20 protein-coding genes are annotated in these 15,437 nt (G+C 38.0%); 16 read left to right on the top strand and 4 right to left on the bottom strand.

The window, feature by feature from the left end; translation table 11 throughout:
* The 5 genes from KW850_RS11650 to KW850_RS11630 all read left to right on the top strand — a co-directional run bounded on the left by KW850_RS11650 (position 1) and on the right by KW850_RS11630 (position 3,075).
* Complete coding sequence (locus KW850_RS11650) at positions 1-924, top strand: PLP-dependent cysteine synthase family protein (protein WP_218347747.1); 924 nt, start codon at positions 1-3, stop codon at positions 922-924.
* A 1-nt stretch (position 925) separates the two neighbouring features.
* The gene (locus KW850_RS11645; RefSeq protein ID WP_218347746.1) at positions 926-2,062 is read left to right on the top strand and encodes a bifunctional cystathionine gamma-lyase/homocysteine desulfhydrase; all 1,137 of its coding nucleotides are present in this window, start codon (positions 926-928) and stop codon (positions 2,060-2,062) included.
* A gap of 495 nt (positions 2,063-2,557) precedes the next feature.
* Positions 2,558-2,698, top strand: coding sequence for a YrzI family small protein (locus tag KW850_RS11640; protein ID WP_218347745.1), 141 nt, complete (start codon positions 2,558-2,560; stop codon positions 2,696-2,698).
* 44 nt (positions 2,699-2,742) lie between these two features.
* A complete protein-coding gene (locus KW850_RS11635; protein ID WP_218347744.1) occupies positions 2,743-2,883 on the top strand; it encodes a YrzI family small protein in 141 nt (46 codons plus the stop codon).
* A gap of 51 nt (positions 2,884-2,934) precedes the next feature.
* A complete protein-coding gene (locus KW850_RS11630) occupies positions 2,935-3,075 on the top strand; it encodes a YrzI family small protein (protein ID WP_218347743.1) in 141 nt (46 codons plus the stop codon).
* Positions 3,076-3,529: 454 nt separating this feature from the next.
* On the opposite strand, the gene KW850_RS11625 is transcribed toward KW850_RS11630, so the two are convergent.
* Complete coding sequence (locus tag KW850_RS11625) at positions 3,530-5,326, bottom strand: M3 family oligoendopeptidase (RefSeq protein ID WP_218347742.1); 1,797 nt, start codon at positions 5,324-5,326, stop codon at positions 3,530-3,532.
* A gap of 181 nt (positions 5,327-5,507) precedes the next feature.
* Between KW850_RS11625 and KW850_RS11620 the strand changes: the two genes are divergently transcribed.
* Complete coding sequence (locus KW850_RS11620) at positions 5,508-6,188, top strand: response regulator transcription factor (RefSeq protein ID WP_218347741.1); 681 nt, start codon at positions 5,508-5,510, stop codon at positions 6,186-6,188.
* A 35-nt stretch (positions 6,189-6,223) separates the two neighbouring features.
* A complete protein-coding gene (locus tag KW850_RS11615) occupies positions 6,224-7,195 on the top strand; it encodes a F510_1955 family glycosylhydrolase (RefSeq protein ID WP_218347740.1) in 972 nt (323 codons plus the stop codon).
* A gap of 42 nt (positions 7,196-7,237) precedes the next feature.
* On the opposite strand, the gene sigK is transcribed toward KW850_RS11615, so the two are convergent.
* Together sigK and pssA are read right to left on the bottom strand one after the other, a co-directional pair.
* Positions 7,238-7,951, bottom strand: coding sequence for an RNA polymerase sporulation sigma factor SigK (sigK, locus tag KW850_RS11610; RefSeq protein WP_026563502.1), 714 nt, complete (start codon positions 7,949-7,951; stop codon positions 7,238-7,240).
* Positions 7,952-8,133: 182 nt separating this feature from the next.
* On the bottom strand, positions 8,134-8,673 hold the full coding sequence (gene pssA, locus KW850_RS11605; protein ID WP_218347739.1) for a CDP-diacylglycerol--serine O-phosphatidyltransferase: 540 nt from the start codon (positions 8,671-8,673) through the stop codon (positions 8,134-8,136).
* A 129-nt stretch (positions 8,674-8,802) separates the two neighbouring features.
* Between pssA and KW850_RS11600 the strand changes: the two genes are divergently transcribed.
* Complete coding sequence (locus KW850_RS11600) at positions 8,803-9,588, top strand: phosphatidylserine decarboxylase (protein WP_218347738.1); 786 nt, start codon at positions 8,803-8,805, stop codon at positions 9,586-9,588.
* Positions 9,589-9,653: 65 nt separating this feature from the next.
* On the opposite strand, the gene KW850_RS11595 is transcribed toward KW850_RS11600, so the two are convergent.
* Complete coding sequence (locus tag KW850_RS11595; protein WP_088089055.1) at positions 9,654-9,794, bottom strand: sporulation histidine kinase inhibitor Sda; 141 nt, start codon at positions 9,792-9,794, stop codon at positions 9,654-9,656.
* 466 nt (positions 9,795-10,260) lie between these two features.
* On the opposite strand from KW850_RS11595, the gene KW850_RS11590 reads away from it, so the two are divergent.
* Genes KW850_RS11590 through KW850_RS11555 form a run of 8 tightly spaced genes read left to right on the top strand, consistent with a single transcriptional unit; the run spans position 10,261 to position 15,299 of the window.
* Positions 10,261-10,776 carry a YqeG family HAD IIIA-type phosphatase gene (locus KW850_RS11590; protein ID WP_218347736.1) on the top strand — a complete coding sequence of 172 codons (516 nt, stop codon included), beginning with the start codon at positions 10,261-10,263 and terminating at the stop codon, positions 10,774-10,776.
* A gap of 3 nt (positions 10,777-10,779) precedes the next feature.
* On the top strand, positions 10,780-11,886 hold the full coding sequence (gene yqeH / locus KW850_RS11585; RefSeq protein ID WP_218347735.1) for a ribosome biogenesis GTPase YqeH: 1,107 nt from the start codon (positions 10,780-10,782) through the stop codon (positions 11,884-11,886).
* A gap of 33 nt (positions 11,887-11,919) precedes the next feature.
* A complete protein-coding gene (aroE, locus tag KW850_RS11580) occupies positions 11,920-12,759 on the top strand; it encodes a shikimate dehydrogenase (protein WP_218347734.1) in 840 nt (279 codons plus the stop codon).
* Entirely contained in the window at positions 12,753-13,043 is a 291-nt protein-coding gene (gene yhbY, locus KW850_RS11575; protein ID WP_218347733.1) for a ribosome assembly RNA-binding protein YhbY, read from the top strand. The genes aroE and yhbY overlap by 7 nt, the downstream gene beginning before the upstream one ends.
* 24 nt (positions 13,044-13,067) lie before the next feature.
* Complete coding sequence (locus KW850_RS11570) at positions 13,068-13,637, top strand: nicotinate-nucleotide adenylyltransferase (RefSeq protein ID WP_218347732.1); 570 nt, start codon at positions 13,068-13,070, stop codon at positions 13,635-13,637.
* Entirely contained in the window at positions 13,627-14,193 is a 567-nt protein-coding gene (yqeK, locus tag KW850_RS11565; protein WP_218347731.1) for a bis(5'-nucleosyl)-tetraphosphatase (symmetrical) YqeK, read from the top strand. Before KW850_RS11570 ends, yqeK begins: the two co-directional genes overlap by 11 nt.
* Before the next feature lie 3 nt (positions 14,194-14,196).
* Positions 14,197-14,553 carry a ribosome silencing factor gene (rsfS, locus tag KW850_RS11560; RefSeq protein WP_218347730.1) on the top strand — a complete coding sequence of 119 codons (357 nt, stop codon included), beginning with the start codon at positions 14,197-14,199 and terminating at the stop codon, positions 14,551-14,553.
* Positions 14,550-15,299: a class I SAM-dependent DNA methyltransferase gene (locus tag KW850_RS11555; protein WP_218347729.1), complete on the top strand. Its 750-nt coding sequence runs from the start codon at positions 14,550-14,552 to the stop codon at positions 15,297-15,299. Before rsfS ends, KW850_RS11555 begins: the two co-directional genes overlap by 4 nt.
* The last annotated feature ends 138 nt before the right edge of the window (positions 15,300-15,437 follow it).

The raw sequence follows: 15,437 nt of genomic DNA, 5'->3' as shown, positions 1-15,437 counted from the left end.
ATGAAGGTTTACAAAAATGTACATGAGCTAATTGGGCATACACCGATTGTCGAGATTTCAACCTTTCAAGTACCTGAAGGCGTTCGTCTTTTTGCAAAATTGGAATTTATGAATCCAGGTGGCAGTGTAAAAGACCGCCTTGGAATCGAATTATTACAGGAAGCGTTTACTACTGGAAAATTGAAGCCAGGTGGGACCCTAATCGAGCCTACTGCAGGGAATACCGGGATTGGTTTAGCGCTTGCTGCTATAAACAAAGGAGTACAGGTGATTGTTTGTGTACCTGAGAAGTTTAGCATAGAAAAGCAAGATTTAATGAAAGCACTAGGAGCAAAAATCGTTCACACTCCTACTGATCAGGGGATGAAAGGTGCTATTGCCAAGGCTGAGCAGCTTCTGAAGGAAATCCCTGGTTCATATTGTCCGCAGCAATTTGGCAATCCTGCAAATCCGGAAACGTATTATAAAACACTTGGCCCGGAACTCTGGGATCAAATGGACGGTCAAATTGATATCTTTGTTGCCGGAGCAGGAACAGGAGGGACCTTTATGGGGACTGCTCGTTACTTAAAGGATCAAAAGCAAGCAGTGAAAACGGTCATTGTTGAGCCGGAGGGGTCTATTCTAAACGGTGGAGAATCAGGTCCCCATATGACTGAAGGAATTGGAATGGAATTTTTGCCAGGATATATGGATCCAGCCTACTTTGATGCGATTCATACAGTACCGGATAAGTCTGCTTTTGGACTTGTAAAGGAATTAGCTATGAAGGAAGGCTTACTTGTGGGCAGTTCTTCGGGTGCGGCTTTTCATGCTGCACTTAAAGAGGCGGAGACGGCCAAGCCGGGCACTAATATTGTGATTATCTTCCCTGACGGAAGTGAACGATACTTAAGCAAGAAGATTTTTGAAGGAGGAATTTAGCTTGAAAAGAAAAACACAATTGATTCATGGCGGCATAAGTAATGACCCAGCAACAGGAGCGGTAACCTTTCCGATATATCAAGTAAGTACGTATAAACAAGAAGGTGTGGGCGGACATAAGGGATATGAGTATTCTCGTACTGGAAATCCAACAAGGCATGCGCTTGAGGAATTGATCAAAGAGCTTGAAGGTGGCAAAGCAGGATTTGCTTTTGGCTCTGGAATGGCAGCAATGACAGCAGTGATGATGCTGTTTAACAGTGGAGATCATGTGATTTTAACAGATGATGTGTACGGCGGCTCGTTCCGTGTTATGACCAAAGTATTGAATCGCCTAGGAATTGATTCTACTTTTGTTGATACAAGTAAACCAGAGAATATCTTAAGTGCCATTAGACCAAATACGAAAGCGATCCATTTAGAAACACCTACAAACCCGCTGCTAAAGATTACCGATATTGAGGCAGTAGCGAAGCTTGCGAAAGAGCATAACCTATTAACGATTGTCGATAACACTTTTTCAACACCTTATTGGCAAAATCCAATCGAACTTGGTGCGGATATCGTTGTGCATAGTGCCACAAAATATCTAGGCGGCCACAGTGATGTCGTAGCAGGTTTAGCGGTAGTGAATAGTGAAAAGCTAGCGGAAGATCTTCATTTTGTTCAAAATTCGACCGGAGGGATCTTAGGTCCACAAGATTCCTATCTGTTAATCCGGGGAATTCGAACATTAGGGGTTCGCTTGGAAGAGATGGAAGCTAACACAAAAGCTATTGTTGAATTTTTACAAGGGCACGAAAATGTGAAAAAAGTTTATTACCCTGGACTTGAAACACATCCAAATCATCAAATCGCTAAAAAGCAAACAAGAGGTTTTGGCGGTATGGTTTCATTTGATGTTGGAAGTGCCGAAAATGCTGACAAATTACTAAGTAAGGTCAAATATTTTACACTGGCAGAAAGCCTTGGAGCAGTCGAAAGCTTGATATCAGTTCCAGCAAGAATGACACATGCTTCCATACCAGCAGAACGAAGAGCAGAACTTGGAATCACAGATGGCCTAGTAAGAATCTCAGTGGGCCTAGAAGACGCAGAAGACCTCATTGAGGATTTAAACAATGCATTGAAATCATAACACCTAAGGTGTCAGGCACCATGTGAATTCTTCACATGGTGCCTGACACCCATTTTGTTTTTTAGGCGTTTAAATTAATTTTAAAAATTTCTGTTAAAATGGTTTACAAAGTATTGGTGTGTGGATATAATTACCGTAGTAAGTAAATTATTCCAAAAGGAGGTCGAAGAAAATGATGTTAGCATTAATTGGCAAGTACACAGCACTAACTGGCAAGATGGCAGCATCTACAACTAAATATATCAATATCAAACATTCGACCCGAATGGAATGGATTGCTTAATTTTAAGTTTTTAAGTTAAGTTACCATACATATCCATGCCGCAGGGAGAATGACCTCTTGCGGTATTTTTGTGCCTAAAAATAACTGAGCCGCAGGGGATAATCTTCTGCGGCCTTTTTGTGCCCTTTTTACGAGCATTTTGGATATGTACAGCATAAATTAAATTTGTTGCGACTAGAGATGTAAAGATCATTTAAAGGAGGTGGGAACACGTGACCCTAAATATTTTCTTCTTCACCATTACATTTAAAAAACGTGAAATCAGTCTTCAAGAAGCGGCCAACCAGGAAATGGTTGAAAAGCTTTATGAGCAAAACAAAGATAAGCAAATTGCAATTTACCGATCTATGTAATCGGAAAATTAAACTAAATTGTGAAATAAGGGAAGTGAACCGAAATGACACTTAATATTTTCTTCTTCTCAATTACATTAAAAAAACGTGAGATCAGTCTACAAGAAGCGGCCAACCAGGAAATGGTTGAAAAGCTTTATGAGCAAAACAAGGATAGGCAAATGGCGATGTACCGTTATATGTAATGGGGAATATTAAATTAATTTAAATTATTGAAATAAAGGAAGTGAACCGAAATGACACTCAATATTATCTTCTTTTCAATTACAATTAAGAAACGAAAAGTAAGTACAGAAGAAGCTATTCATCAAGAAATGGTTGAGAAGCTTTATGAACAAAACAAAGACCGTCAAGCATCCGTGTTCCGTTGTATGTAATAAGTAAAAAATCTAAACAGAAGAAAGGTGGTTTTATATATGTTGTTTTTACGAATGCAAGGTCGGGGTGCTAGTTTCTGGGTTATGAAGGATACCACCTAGCTACGAATCAAAATTAGGAGGTAACAAGATGCCGCTGCATATCTTATTATTGTCGCTATTCTTTAAATCAAAGAAAAAAGTTCATAATGACATCATGAGTAAATAATAATTGCTATTAGCAGTAAGTGTTTGTTAACAAAATGTTCGATTTTCCTTCAGATAGGTACAGTGAAAATATGATAAATTCAAATTAGAAAGAACAGGATCTATCTAAGGGGTGGAGAGTATGTTCATGGTTGTGATGGCTATCGTCATTACTGCAGCAATCGGCTGCGTAATTTCAGCTGAACTGAGTGTAGAATAAAATATAAGCATCGGCCAATTAATTGGTCGATGCTTTCATTTTTTCTACTTATTTATCTGTTAATTTCAAGAATTCTTCAATATCATCAAGGCAAATTCGAACAGCCTTCCCCCAGAATTCAGGTTGAGTTAAATCCACTTGTAAATGTTTCTTTGCAAGGTCTTCCACAGACATCGAGGCTGTATCCCTTAACAAGGCAATGTACTTTTCTTCATATCCTTTGCCCTCCTCTAACGCTTGAGCATAGATACCAAGTGAAAAAAGAAAACCAAATGTATATGGGAAATTATAAAACGGAACACCGGTAATAAAGAAGTGCAGTTTCGAAGCCCAGAATAATGGGTGGTACTCTTCTAAAGCATCGCTATAGGCCTCTTTTTGGGCCTCCAGCATTAACTCATTCAAACGTTCCACTGTCACAGGTCCTTGTTTTCTTTCCACATAAAACCGTGTTTCAAATAGGAAGCGGGCATGGATATTCATCAATAAGGCCACAGTTCTTTGGATTTTGTCATCTAGAAGGACGAGCTTTTCTTTTTCATCCTTCGCATTTTTCACTGCTGCATCCGCAACAATCATTTCAGCAAAGGTTGAAGCCGTTTCGGCAACATTCATTGCATAATTGCGATTGAGATGATGGACACCCTTCATAGCAAAAGTATGGAACCCATGACCGAGTTCATGCGCTAAGGTTGACACGTTTGAAGGTGTGCCTGAATAAGTCATGAAGATTCGGGATTGATTACTTTCTGGAAAGAATGTACAAAAGCCGCCCGGTGCTTTTCCAGGTCGATCTTCCACCTCAATCCATTGCTCCTCAAATGCCTTTCGGGCAAAGGAAGCCATTTTCTCTCCAAAGACTGCGAAGTTCTGTTCGATAAATTTAGCACCCGCTTGATAGGAGACCTTTGAAGCCGTTTTTCCATAAGGGGCGTCTAAATCATACCAACTCAATTTTTTAAGTCCTAAGAGCGAGGCTTTCCGCTCCAAATACTTTACAAGCATTTGTTTATTTTCTGAAATAACTGCCCACATCGTTTCCAGAGTGCCCTTTTCCATGCGGTTAATGCTGAGCGGCTCTTTCAATATATCTTCCCAGCCTCTTTTCTGGTAAACATTTAAACGAAAACCAGAAAGGTGATTAAGTGTTTTGGCTAAAAGATCAGCCTGCTCTCCCCAAGCTTTTTCCCAATTCCTAAAAATCGCTGTGCGGACATCCCGGTCGTGACTTGAAAATTTGTTGAAGGCCTGCCCGACAGATAGCAGTTTCTCTTCTCCATTTTCGTTAAAAGAGATTTTTATTTTTCCAACGATGAGATCGTACAACTGCCCCCAGCTATGATAACCATCAACACCAAGTACACTTATTAATGCTTCTTCTTCCTTAGAGAGCTTATCTTTTGCACGTTCACGCCGTTCCGTTAATATGTAAGTAAGTACTTGTAGTTGTTCATCAGCTAGAAGATCTATCCAAACTTCATCCGTAATTGTTGTCAATGAACTATCAAACTTACTAAGAGCTGATTGAAAAGCAGCACTTAAACTTGTTACTTTCGCTTCCAGGTTATATGCTTTCTTGTCGTCGGTATTTTGTGCCTGCAAACATCCAACGAAAGCACCTGCTTGCCGAAGCTTTTTAGCAGCTTGTTCAAAGTCTTCAAGTAACTCTTTCAAGTATTTTGAATCTTCTGGATAATTAAGCGGCGTACAGTTGTTTACTTTTGCTTGGAATTGCTCAATTAACTCTGAGGTAAGGTTTAAGTGGTCTGCAAATTCTTTGGACTCACTTCCTCCTTTAAAAAATACGTCCAGATCCCAAACTTCCAAATATGGAGTGGCTGTCATTCTATGTACCCCCTTAATGTATGTACTTTAATATTATATAAGTATTTTTCGAAAAATTCTATTTACTACGCGTTCCGAAGAATAAAAGGGATGGGAAATAAATTACGATTATCTTCATAATTGTCTATGGGTGTGTATTGTATAATTTACTTAAGATTTATATTTGCGGGAGTGGAAGATTGTGAAAAAAATATTGCTCGTTGACAATGAACCAAGAATGTTAGATTTACTTTCCCTTTATTTAACTCCCAAGGGGAATAACTGCCTTAAAATGACCACAGCAAAGCAGGCTATTCAATATTTAGAAGCAGAGAGAGCGGACATTATCCTCTTAGATGTGATGATGCCTGAAATGGACGGCTGGCAAGCATGTCAGGAAATTCGAAAAAACTGGGACATTCCCATTATCATGCTGACTGCACGCAGTGAGAAACGTGATATTGTTAAGGGGTTAAAAATGGGTGCGGATGACTATATTTCAAAACCATTTGATGAAGAGGAGTTACTAGCGAGAATTGATGCTGTTTTAAGAAGAAGAATAGATCATGCAGGATTCATTGATTTTAATGGTTTAGCATTGAATGAAGATTCGTTCATTGTAACCTATCGGAATCAGCATATACCAGTGACACCCAAAGAATTTGCTTTACTGGCGCTTTTACTTAAAAATCGGAATATAGTATTTACACGGGAACATCTACTGACAACCATTTGGGGATATGCCGCTCCAACAGAAGACCGGACGATTGATTCACATGTTCGGAATTTACGTGATAAACTACGGAAAACAGAATTTCCTGTTGACGAATATTTGACAACTGTATGGGGACTGGGGTATAAGTGGATGGATAAGGATTCATAAATGAATACCTCATAGTTTAGTATGGAGGGAAAAAAGTGAAGATTACAATGAAAGTCTTTCTTACCATGTTGACAGGGATCATGCTGCTTGTGGCCGCAGGCTGCCAAGACACAAGCCAGGACCAAAAGAATTCACAACAGGAACAGAAAGCAAATATTACCTATGATATTGTTCAGGCTAAATCATTAAATGTGGGTCAGATTCTTGGGATTGGCTATCCAGGAAATGATTTTGCTTTGTATGCAGCGACAGATGAAGGCTTAAAAATGTATAACAGTAAAAATTGGTATGAAACGACTACGAACCACCATGAATACTATGGCTTTCAAGCGGTAAGCTCGGGTTTTATTGCAAGTGGTCATCCGCAAAAAGGATTAAATCTAAAGGATCCGCTAGGTTTGATTCAAAGTAATGATAAAGGACGAACTCTTAGCAAATTATCCTTTTACGGACAGTCACTTTTTCATTTCGTAGGAGTAAGTTTTTCAGGAAAGGGTCTCTATGTCATTAATGAAGAGCCTACTAAGAAACTTGGTCAAGGTCTAAATTATTCAATAGATAATGGAAAGACGTGGAAAAGAAGTGCATTAAAAGATTTTAATGCTGATTCTTTTGGGTTGATTGCCGTTCATCCGAATAATGGGAATACCATCGCGATGTCTACACGGACAGGTATTTATTATTCTAAAGACAACGGTAATACGATGAAACAGATCACAATTCCAGTCATGGTGACGGCACTTACATTTAGTGGAGATACACTTTTATTTTCAAGTGTTGAAAACAAAAAAATCTTATTAAAAACAATCAATCCTGAAACTGACGAACAAAAAATTCTCACCATTCCATTCTTAGATTATGATAATCCGATTACATACTTAGCGGTAAATCCAAAAGATCCGAACCAAATAGCCTTCACCACCTATAAGAATGATGTATATGAATCCATTGATGGCGGAGTTAAATGGAATGATCTAATGCAGAATGGAAAAACAGAGCTGAAATAGATCACAGCTCTGTTTTTTTTACTAAATTTTCTTTCCGCTTTTTTATTTTTTCTTTTTCTCTTTTTCAGCCCGGTAGAATTCATGGAACATTTTCATTAAGGCCCGTTTCTCAATTCTCGATACATAGCTTCTTGATATGCCCAGTTCTTTGGCAATCTCCCGTTGCGTTTTTTCTTTTTGCAGGTCGAGTCCGAAGCGCCCGACAATGACTTCCTTTTCTCGATCATCGAGAACTTCAATATACTTTTTGACCTTCTCGAGCTCCATGTTCAACTGAATCGTATCAATCACATCTTCAGATTCTGATTTCAGCACATCGATTAATGAGATTTCGTTTCCTTCTTTATCTTGACCGATTGGATCATGCAGGGAGACATCTTTTTTTGTTTTTTTAAGAGCTCGTAAATGCATCAAAATCTCGTTCTCAATACAGCGTGCAGCATAGGTTGCCAGCTTTGTTCCTTTCCCCTCTGAGTAGCTCTCGATTGCCTTGATTAAACCAATCGTTCCAATTGAGATTAAATCTTCCGAGTCTTCTCCGGTGTTCTCAAATTTCTTTACTATATGCGCGACCAATCTCAAATTGTGTTCTATTAACATATTCCGAGCATGTGAATCCCCTTCTGCCATTAAACGAAGATATTTTCTTTCTTCTGCAGCAGATAGGGGTTGAGGAAAGGCATTATTTTTAACATAGGAAACAAGAAATAAAAATTCCTTCATTAAATATCCGAGAGCTGTTAAGATTCCAGACATCCACATTCACCCCCGTTTTTTTGGCCATTGGCCTATTATTAATTCCTATGAAAGAAAAGGGAAATTGTGTCTGTCCAAAAACATTTTTATTTGCGGTAATATTTTTTGTTGAAAAGCTCTTTAACTTGCCTGTAAAAAGAGCATCCAGCTTTGGCACAGCTGAATGCTCTCTACTTTAAATATTAGACTTTTTTCAGTTTAAATGGACTTACCATAAGGAATGATAGAATGATGGTTATAAATAAGAATGATTGCGATGGAATATAAGGAATGACTAAAAAGCTAAGGGTCGCTAAGCATCCTGCAGCTGTAATGGGTAATCCAGTAAAGTATCCATTGCTTTCCGATATATTGAAGCGTGCTAATCTGAAAGCACCACAACCGATGTAGAAAACGGTAAAAAATGAACCAGGCCCGCCAAATTCATGTAAAATTCCTTGATATAGTAATAGTGCAGGTGCTACGCCAAATGATATAATATCACTCATGGAATCTAATTGCTTACCTAATTCAGATTCGATATGAAATTTTCGAGCAATCATGCCATCAAAACGGTCAGCCAATGCCGCAATAAAAATTAACAGCAGGCTTAATCTTAGATTTCCATGAAGCCCAAATACAATTGCAAATCCTCCCAGTGATAAGTTTGTTAAGGTAATAACATTTGCGGTTTGCGATTTAAGTTTTTTTATTGTTTGATCAAGTACGTCCAACAAAAACATGCTCCACATCACTCCTTTTTTTAAAGCCAAAAGGGATTTTATTTTTGTTAATTTATTCTATAATATTTAATTTTAAGCGTTTTATGTCTTTTCGTAAAGAGTATTTTTACACTATTTGGGGGTAGTTCAATGATTCAAGGTCTTTATCGTCTAATGATTGAGTTAACAAATGGAAGGTGGACGTCAGGTATATTAAGAAGATTTGCTCGTTCTTCTGTCAGTCGTTTTATGGTCCCTTCCTTCGCTAAGATCTATCATTTGAAACAAGAAGAAATGGAGAAGGGCTTGTCAGAATATCCAACCCTTCATGATTTATTTGTTAGGACATTGAAAAAGGATGCAAGAGTAATTGATAAAATCGAAGACACTGTTGTTAGTCCTGTTGATGCTGTTATTGAAGATGTTGGCCTGATTACAGAGACGAGTGACATTCTTGTCAAAGGCAAGACATATTCCATTGATGAAATGCTTGGAAATCGCGAGTTGTTAGCAAAGTATCTACATGGTACATACATGATTCTTTATTTAAGTCCAAGTCATTATCATCGAATTCATAGCCCTGTAAATGGAATCGTCACCAAGCAATGGACACTTGGTTCAAAATCCTATCCAGTCAATAAGTTAGGATTAAAATATGGAGTCCGGACGCTTGCCAAGAATTATCGGGTGATAACTGAAGTTAAAACCGATTATGGTCATGTGGCAATTGTAAAGGTTGGAGCTATGTTTGTTAATTCGATTGAAACCACCCACAAAGGATCTGAATTAGAGAAAGGTGGAGAAATGGCTTACTTTAGTTTCGGTTCTACCGTTGTCCTGTTATTTGAAAAAGATATCTTCCAAATGGATTCCAACATTCATACCCCAAAAGAGATTAGGGTAGGAGAGAAGATTGGGGTTTTTAGAAAGTTGTAATTAGGACAACTTCAAGCACATAAGAATTTATGCAAAAAGAAAAGCCCAGTGAGGGCCAGAATTAATTAAGAAGATATTTTTATTTTATGGTATAAGGAACGTCGGAGCATTTCTGATTCAATAAGTCCAATGAAATCTGGGCTTAAATTTAATTCTCTTGCTTTAAAATATGACTCGATTAATAATTCATCTGATAGTTTCCGCACGGCAAACTCCACCTCCGATTTAAAAATAAAGTGTTCTATTATAGGAAATATAAACATAAAATGGTATGTTCAATTGGTGTACCCTAAATCTACCAAATATATTCCTATAGAACAATCGTTCCATTTATCCACATAATCTGGTGGATAAGTTGTGATTACTTTGTTTATAAAATCATGAAAACTGCATGATTCAATGGGTATAATGTTAATAACTTTATCCACAATGTTTAGAAATGATGAAATTTGTCGAAAAATATTTTTTTGTTTTTTAATAACGGTCTAATTTTGATATATTTAGACTGGATGGAATTCAACAATTTTATTTATGAATCATGGATTATCATGTTTTGATGAATAATAAGTTTAAAACTTATTTCTTTTATCTTTGAAACAAAGGGTAAAATTGGTTATGATGGTACATGAAAAAATTTTAAACGTATTCAGAACTCAATGAGGTGTAAACTTAGTGTTAAAACATTTTTTACCGAATGAACATGTCAAAAGCATTCTTGATATATCCCCCCAAGAGTTGAGAGCGAAGGGTATTAAAGGGATTATTACGGATTTAGATAATACGTTAGTAGAGTGGGACCGTCCCTTTGCTACTCCTCCATTAATTAAATGGTTTGAGGAAATTAAAAAACATAATATTCTCGTTACAATTGTTTCCAATAATAATGAAGAACGAGTCAAAGCTTTTTCGGATCCACTGAAAATCCCGTTTATTTTTAGGGCCAGGAAGCCATTTGCAGTCGCTTTTCATAAAGCGATTTCTCAAATGGGAATTAAAAAAGAAGAGGCAGTAGTGATTGGAGATCAGTTGCTGACAGATGTCCTTGGCGGGAACCGGGGTGGATTTCATACCATCCTGGTTGTCCCTGTTGCCCAGACGGACGGCTTTTTCACAAAGTTTAACCGTTTTGCCGAAAGAAGAATATTAAATTGGTTTCGAAAAAAAGGTATGCTTCAATGGGAGGATTAATGTGTGAGTGAACATCAACATTTATGTATGGGTTGCGGAGTAAAAGTTCAAACAGAAAACCCAGTGGAACTAGGATATGCACCAGCGTCGGCCTTGGAAAAAGAAATGATTATTTGCCAGCGCTGTTTTCGTCTTAAGCATTACAATGAGGTTCAAGATGTCAGCTTAACAGACGATGATTTCTTGAAAATATTAAATGAAATGGGTAAGTCAGATGCTTTAATTGTTATGATTGTCGATATTTTTGACTTTAATGGCAGTTGGCTCCCTGGGTTACATCGATTTGTTGGCAGTAATAAAGTCTTGCTTGTTGGAAATAAGGTTGATTTGTTACCTAAGTCTGTGAAACATAGCAAATTAATTCATTGGATGAAACATGAGGCAAAAGAACTTGGATTAAAGCCGGAAGATGTATTCCTTGTAAGTGCAGCAAGGGGGTTGTTTGTTCGAGAAACCGCGGCGGCCATTGATGAACATCGAAATGGTAAAGACGTCTATGTAGTGGGTTGTACAAATGTAGGAAAATCTACGTTCATCAATCGAATCATTAAAGAGGTAACAGGTGAAACAGATGTTATTACCACCTCCCATTTTCCGGGAACGACTTTGGATATTATCAAAATACCTTTGGATGATGAAAAATCATTAATTGATTCCCCTGGTATTATTAACCATCATCAAATGGCTCATTTTGTTGATAAGAGGGATTTAAAAATCATCACACCTAAAAAGGAAATCAAGCCTAAGGTATTTCAATTAAATGAAGGACAGACATTGTTCTTCGGCGGTTTAGCCCGCTTCGATTATATTAGCGGCGGTCGAAGATCATTTGTTTGTTATGTTTCTAATGAATTAAATATTCACAGGACAAAAATTGAGAATGCCGATGAACTTTATGAGAAACATGTGGGTGAAATGTTGACCCCACCTCGTATGGATCAATTAGATTCCTTTCCAGAACTTGTGAAACAGGAATTTATTATTAAAGAAGCAAAAACTGATATTGTTTTCTCGGGCCTAGGATGGATCACAGTAAATGAGCCTGGTGCAAAGGTTGCGGCCTATGTGCCTAAAGGGGTACAAGCACTAATTAGAAAATCCTTAATATAAATAGAGAATGCTTAATGGGTGGGAGGAATACTGGTGAAGAAATTATTTGCTGTTTTGGGGGATCCAATCGGACATTCAATGTCGCCAATTATGCTCAATGATTTATTTTCCTTTTATAACATGGATGCGGTCTATCTGCCATTTCATGTTAAGGATGAGTATTTACATGATGCTGTCAAGGGTTTAAAAGCTGTGGGTGTCGGTGGATTTAATGTTACAGTTCCGCATAAAAGCAAAATCATTCCCTTTCTGGATGGTATAGATGATTTAGCCGCCAAGATCGGTGCGGTCAATACAGTTGTAAATGAGAATGGTCAATTAATTGGCTATAACACAGATGGTCCTGGGTTTTTAAAAGGGTTAAATGCAATATTACCTCAAATAGAAGGTCAAAAAGTTCTGATAATCGGAGCGGGCGGAGCAGCGAGAGCTATCTATTTTACATTGGCAAAGGAAAAACCTCTGAAACTGGACATTGCAAATCGCACGATCGAGAATGCCAGTGGATTAATCAAGGAATGTCCATATTCCGTTTCATCTAGAGCTTGTTCGTTTGAAAAGGCAAGTGCAACAATAGGGGAGTATGATTTAGTTATTCAAACAACCTTGATCGGCATGTCCCCAAAAATTAATGAGCAGCCAATCTCTTTGAATAATATAAGGAATCACTCAGTCTTTTGTGATATCATATACAATCCGCTTGAAACACAATTTTTAAAAGAAGCGCAACAAAAAGGAGCAATTATCCAAAACGGATTAGATATGTTTGTTTATCAAGGAGCTCTTGCTTTTGAAAAATGGACAGGTAATTTCCCAGATGTAGAAAGAATGAGAGATAATGTGTTAAAACAACTAGGAGGAAGATCATGTTAACAGGAAAGCAAAAAAGATTCTTACGGTCAAAAGCTCACCATTTAGATCCTATTTTTCAAGTAGGTAAAGGGGGAGTTAACGAAAATATGATTAAGCAAATTGCAGATGCACTGGAAGCAAGGGAACTTTTTAAAGTCAGTGTTTTGCAAAATTGTGAAGAAGATAAAACAGTCGTTGCTGAGCAGTTAGCTGAGGGCACTGGAGCAGAAATTGTTCAACTTATCGGGAATACCATTGTCCTATACAAAGAGTCTGTCGAAAAGAAAACAATCAAGCTTCCATAATCGAAAGGATAAGGAGTCGAGAGCATGAAGAAGGTGGGAATATTGGGAGGAACTTTTGATCCTCCGCATTACGGACATCTTTTAATTGCAAATGAGGTTCTTACCACCCTTCATCTAGATGAAATTTGGTTTATGCCAAACCAAGAGCCTCCTCATAAGAAAAAATCGGAATCGATCAAAAATGAAGACCGCCTGCAAATGCTCGAATTAGCCATCCAAGGCAATGATGCATTTAGAGTCGAAACCATTGAACTTCATAGACAAGGCCCTTCTTATACAGTCGATACGATGAAAATGATCAATGCTCAGTATTCCGACCATCAGTTTTTCTTTATTATTGGCGCGGATATGATTGAGTATCTGCCGAAATGGCATAAAATTGACGAACTTATTAAACTTGTCCAATTTGTTGGAGTAGAAAGACCGGCATATAGCAGTCAAACGGAGTACCCTGTCCATTACATAGATGTCCCAGCAATTGAGGTATCATCTAGTATGATTCGAGATAGGGTAAAAAACGGACAGACCATTCGGTATTTACTGCCTGATCCGGTCATTCAATATATAGAGGAGAAGCATTTATATGGAACGTGAAGTGGCATTAAAGCTTGTTAAGGAACAATTAACCGACCATCGCTATCAGCATACTTTAGGAGTAATCGAGACAGCGATAGCACTTGCTAAGCAATATGGCGGAGATGAACAAAAAGCTGAGTTAGCTGCCATTTTTCATGATTATGCAAAATTTCGTCCAAAAGATGAAATGAAAGAAATTATTGCTAGTCAGGGATTTCCTGAGGATCTACTTCATTTCAATTCGGAATTGTGGCATGCACCTGCTGGTACGTACTTGGTGGAAAAGGAAGCGGGCATTTCCGATTCCGAAGTATTAAATGCCATTCGGTATCATACATCAGGAAGACCAGGAATGACCTTACTAGAAAAAATAATATATTTGGCGGATTACATTGAACCAGGCCGTCATTTTCCAGGTGTGGAAGAAGTAAGAGAGGTGGCTAAAGAAAGTTTAGATAAAGCCTTAATTATGGCAATCAAAAACACCGTTATCTTTTTATTGAAAAAGAATCAAACTGTTTACCCTGATACATTCTATACGTACAATGACCTACTCAAAAAACTGGAGGATTGATTAATGGATAACCATGAACTACTAAAAATTGCCGTAAAAGCCGCAGATGACAAACGAGCGGAAGACATTCTTGCCTTAAATATGAAGGGGATTTCCCTCATTGCTGATTACTTTATTATTTGTCATGGTAATTCCGATAAACAAGTTCAGGCGATTGCAAGAGAAATGAAAGAAAAAGCCCAAGAACATGGTTATGAGGTAAAAAGGCTGGAGGGCTTTGATGAAGCCAGATGGATATTAATTGATCTTGGCGATGTTGTTGCCCACGTCTTTCATCGTGATGAAAGAAGCTATTACAAATTAGAGCGTTTATGGGGCGATGCACCATTGGAAGATATCCTCAGTGAGTTAAATACATGAGTTATCAACAATTCGCTTATCTTTATGATGAACTAATGAAGGATGCACCCTATGACGAGTGGGTCCAGTTTGTCAAAGATCGGTGCGTAAAATATAATGTTGCAAGTACTCGTTTACTTGATTTGGCATGTGGCACGGGCGAATTATCTGTCCGATTAGCCAGAGACGGTTTTCAAGTAACGGGTATCGATCTATCTGAGGATATGTTAGCAGTAGCACAGGCAAAAGCTGAGGAAGCAGGGGTAAGAATCCCGTTCTTCCAGCAAAATATGGCTGACTTGGAAGGTCAGGGAGAATTTGATGTCATTGGTATTTTTTGTGACTCGTTTAATTATCTCCAAACTGAGGAAGAAGTCATTTCTACTTTTTCAACTGTTTATCAGCATTTGGCCAATGATGGAATTCTCATCTTTGATGTCCATTCCATTTTTAAAGTTGCTCATCTATTTATCAATCAAACATATGCTTCCAGTGAGGAAGAGGTATCCTTTATTTGGAATAGCTTCGCTGGAGACAGTCCGAATAGTGTCGAACATGAGTTAAGCTTTTTCGTTTTAGATGAACGGACCGGAACGTATGAACGCTTCGATGAACTTCATTTTCAACGTACATATCCAGTCCAGCAATATTCAAACTGGCTGATTGATGCTGGTTTTGACCTGCTGGAAGTCAGTGCTGATTTTGCAAACGTTGAACCTCACTCACAATCAGAACGGATCTTTTTTACTGCGAGAAAATACAAATAAAGCCATCTAAAAATGAACTGTAACCCATAATATGGACAGTTTAATAAAGAGCCTATGCAACTAACAGGTGACCTCGGTATTGTACCGGGGTCATCCTATTTAATCCCCACTGGTAACGATCATTATTGTACTCTTCGA

It is taken from the genome of Bacillus sp. sid0103 (assembly GCF_019219025.1).
Note: the sequence above shows the minus strand (reverse complement) of the source record. Positions and strands in the feature narration are given on the sequence as shown.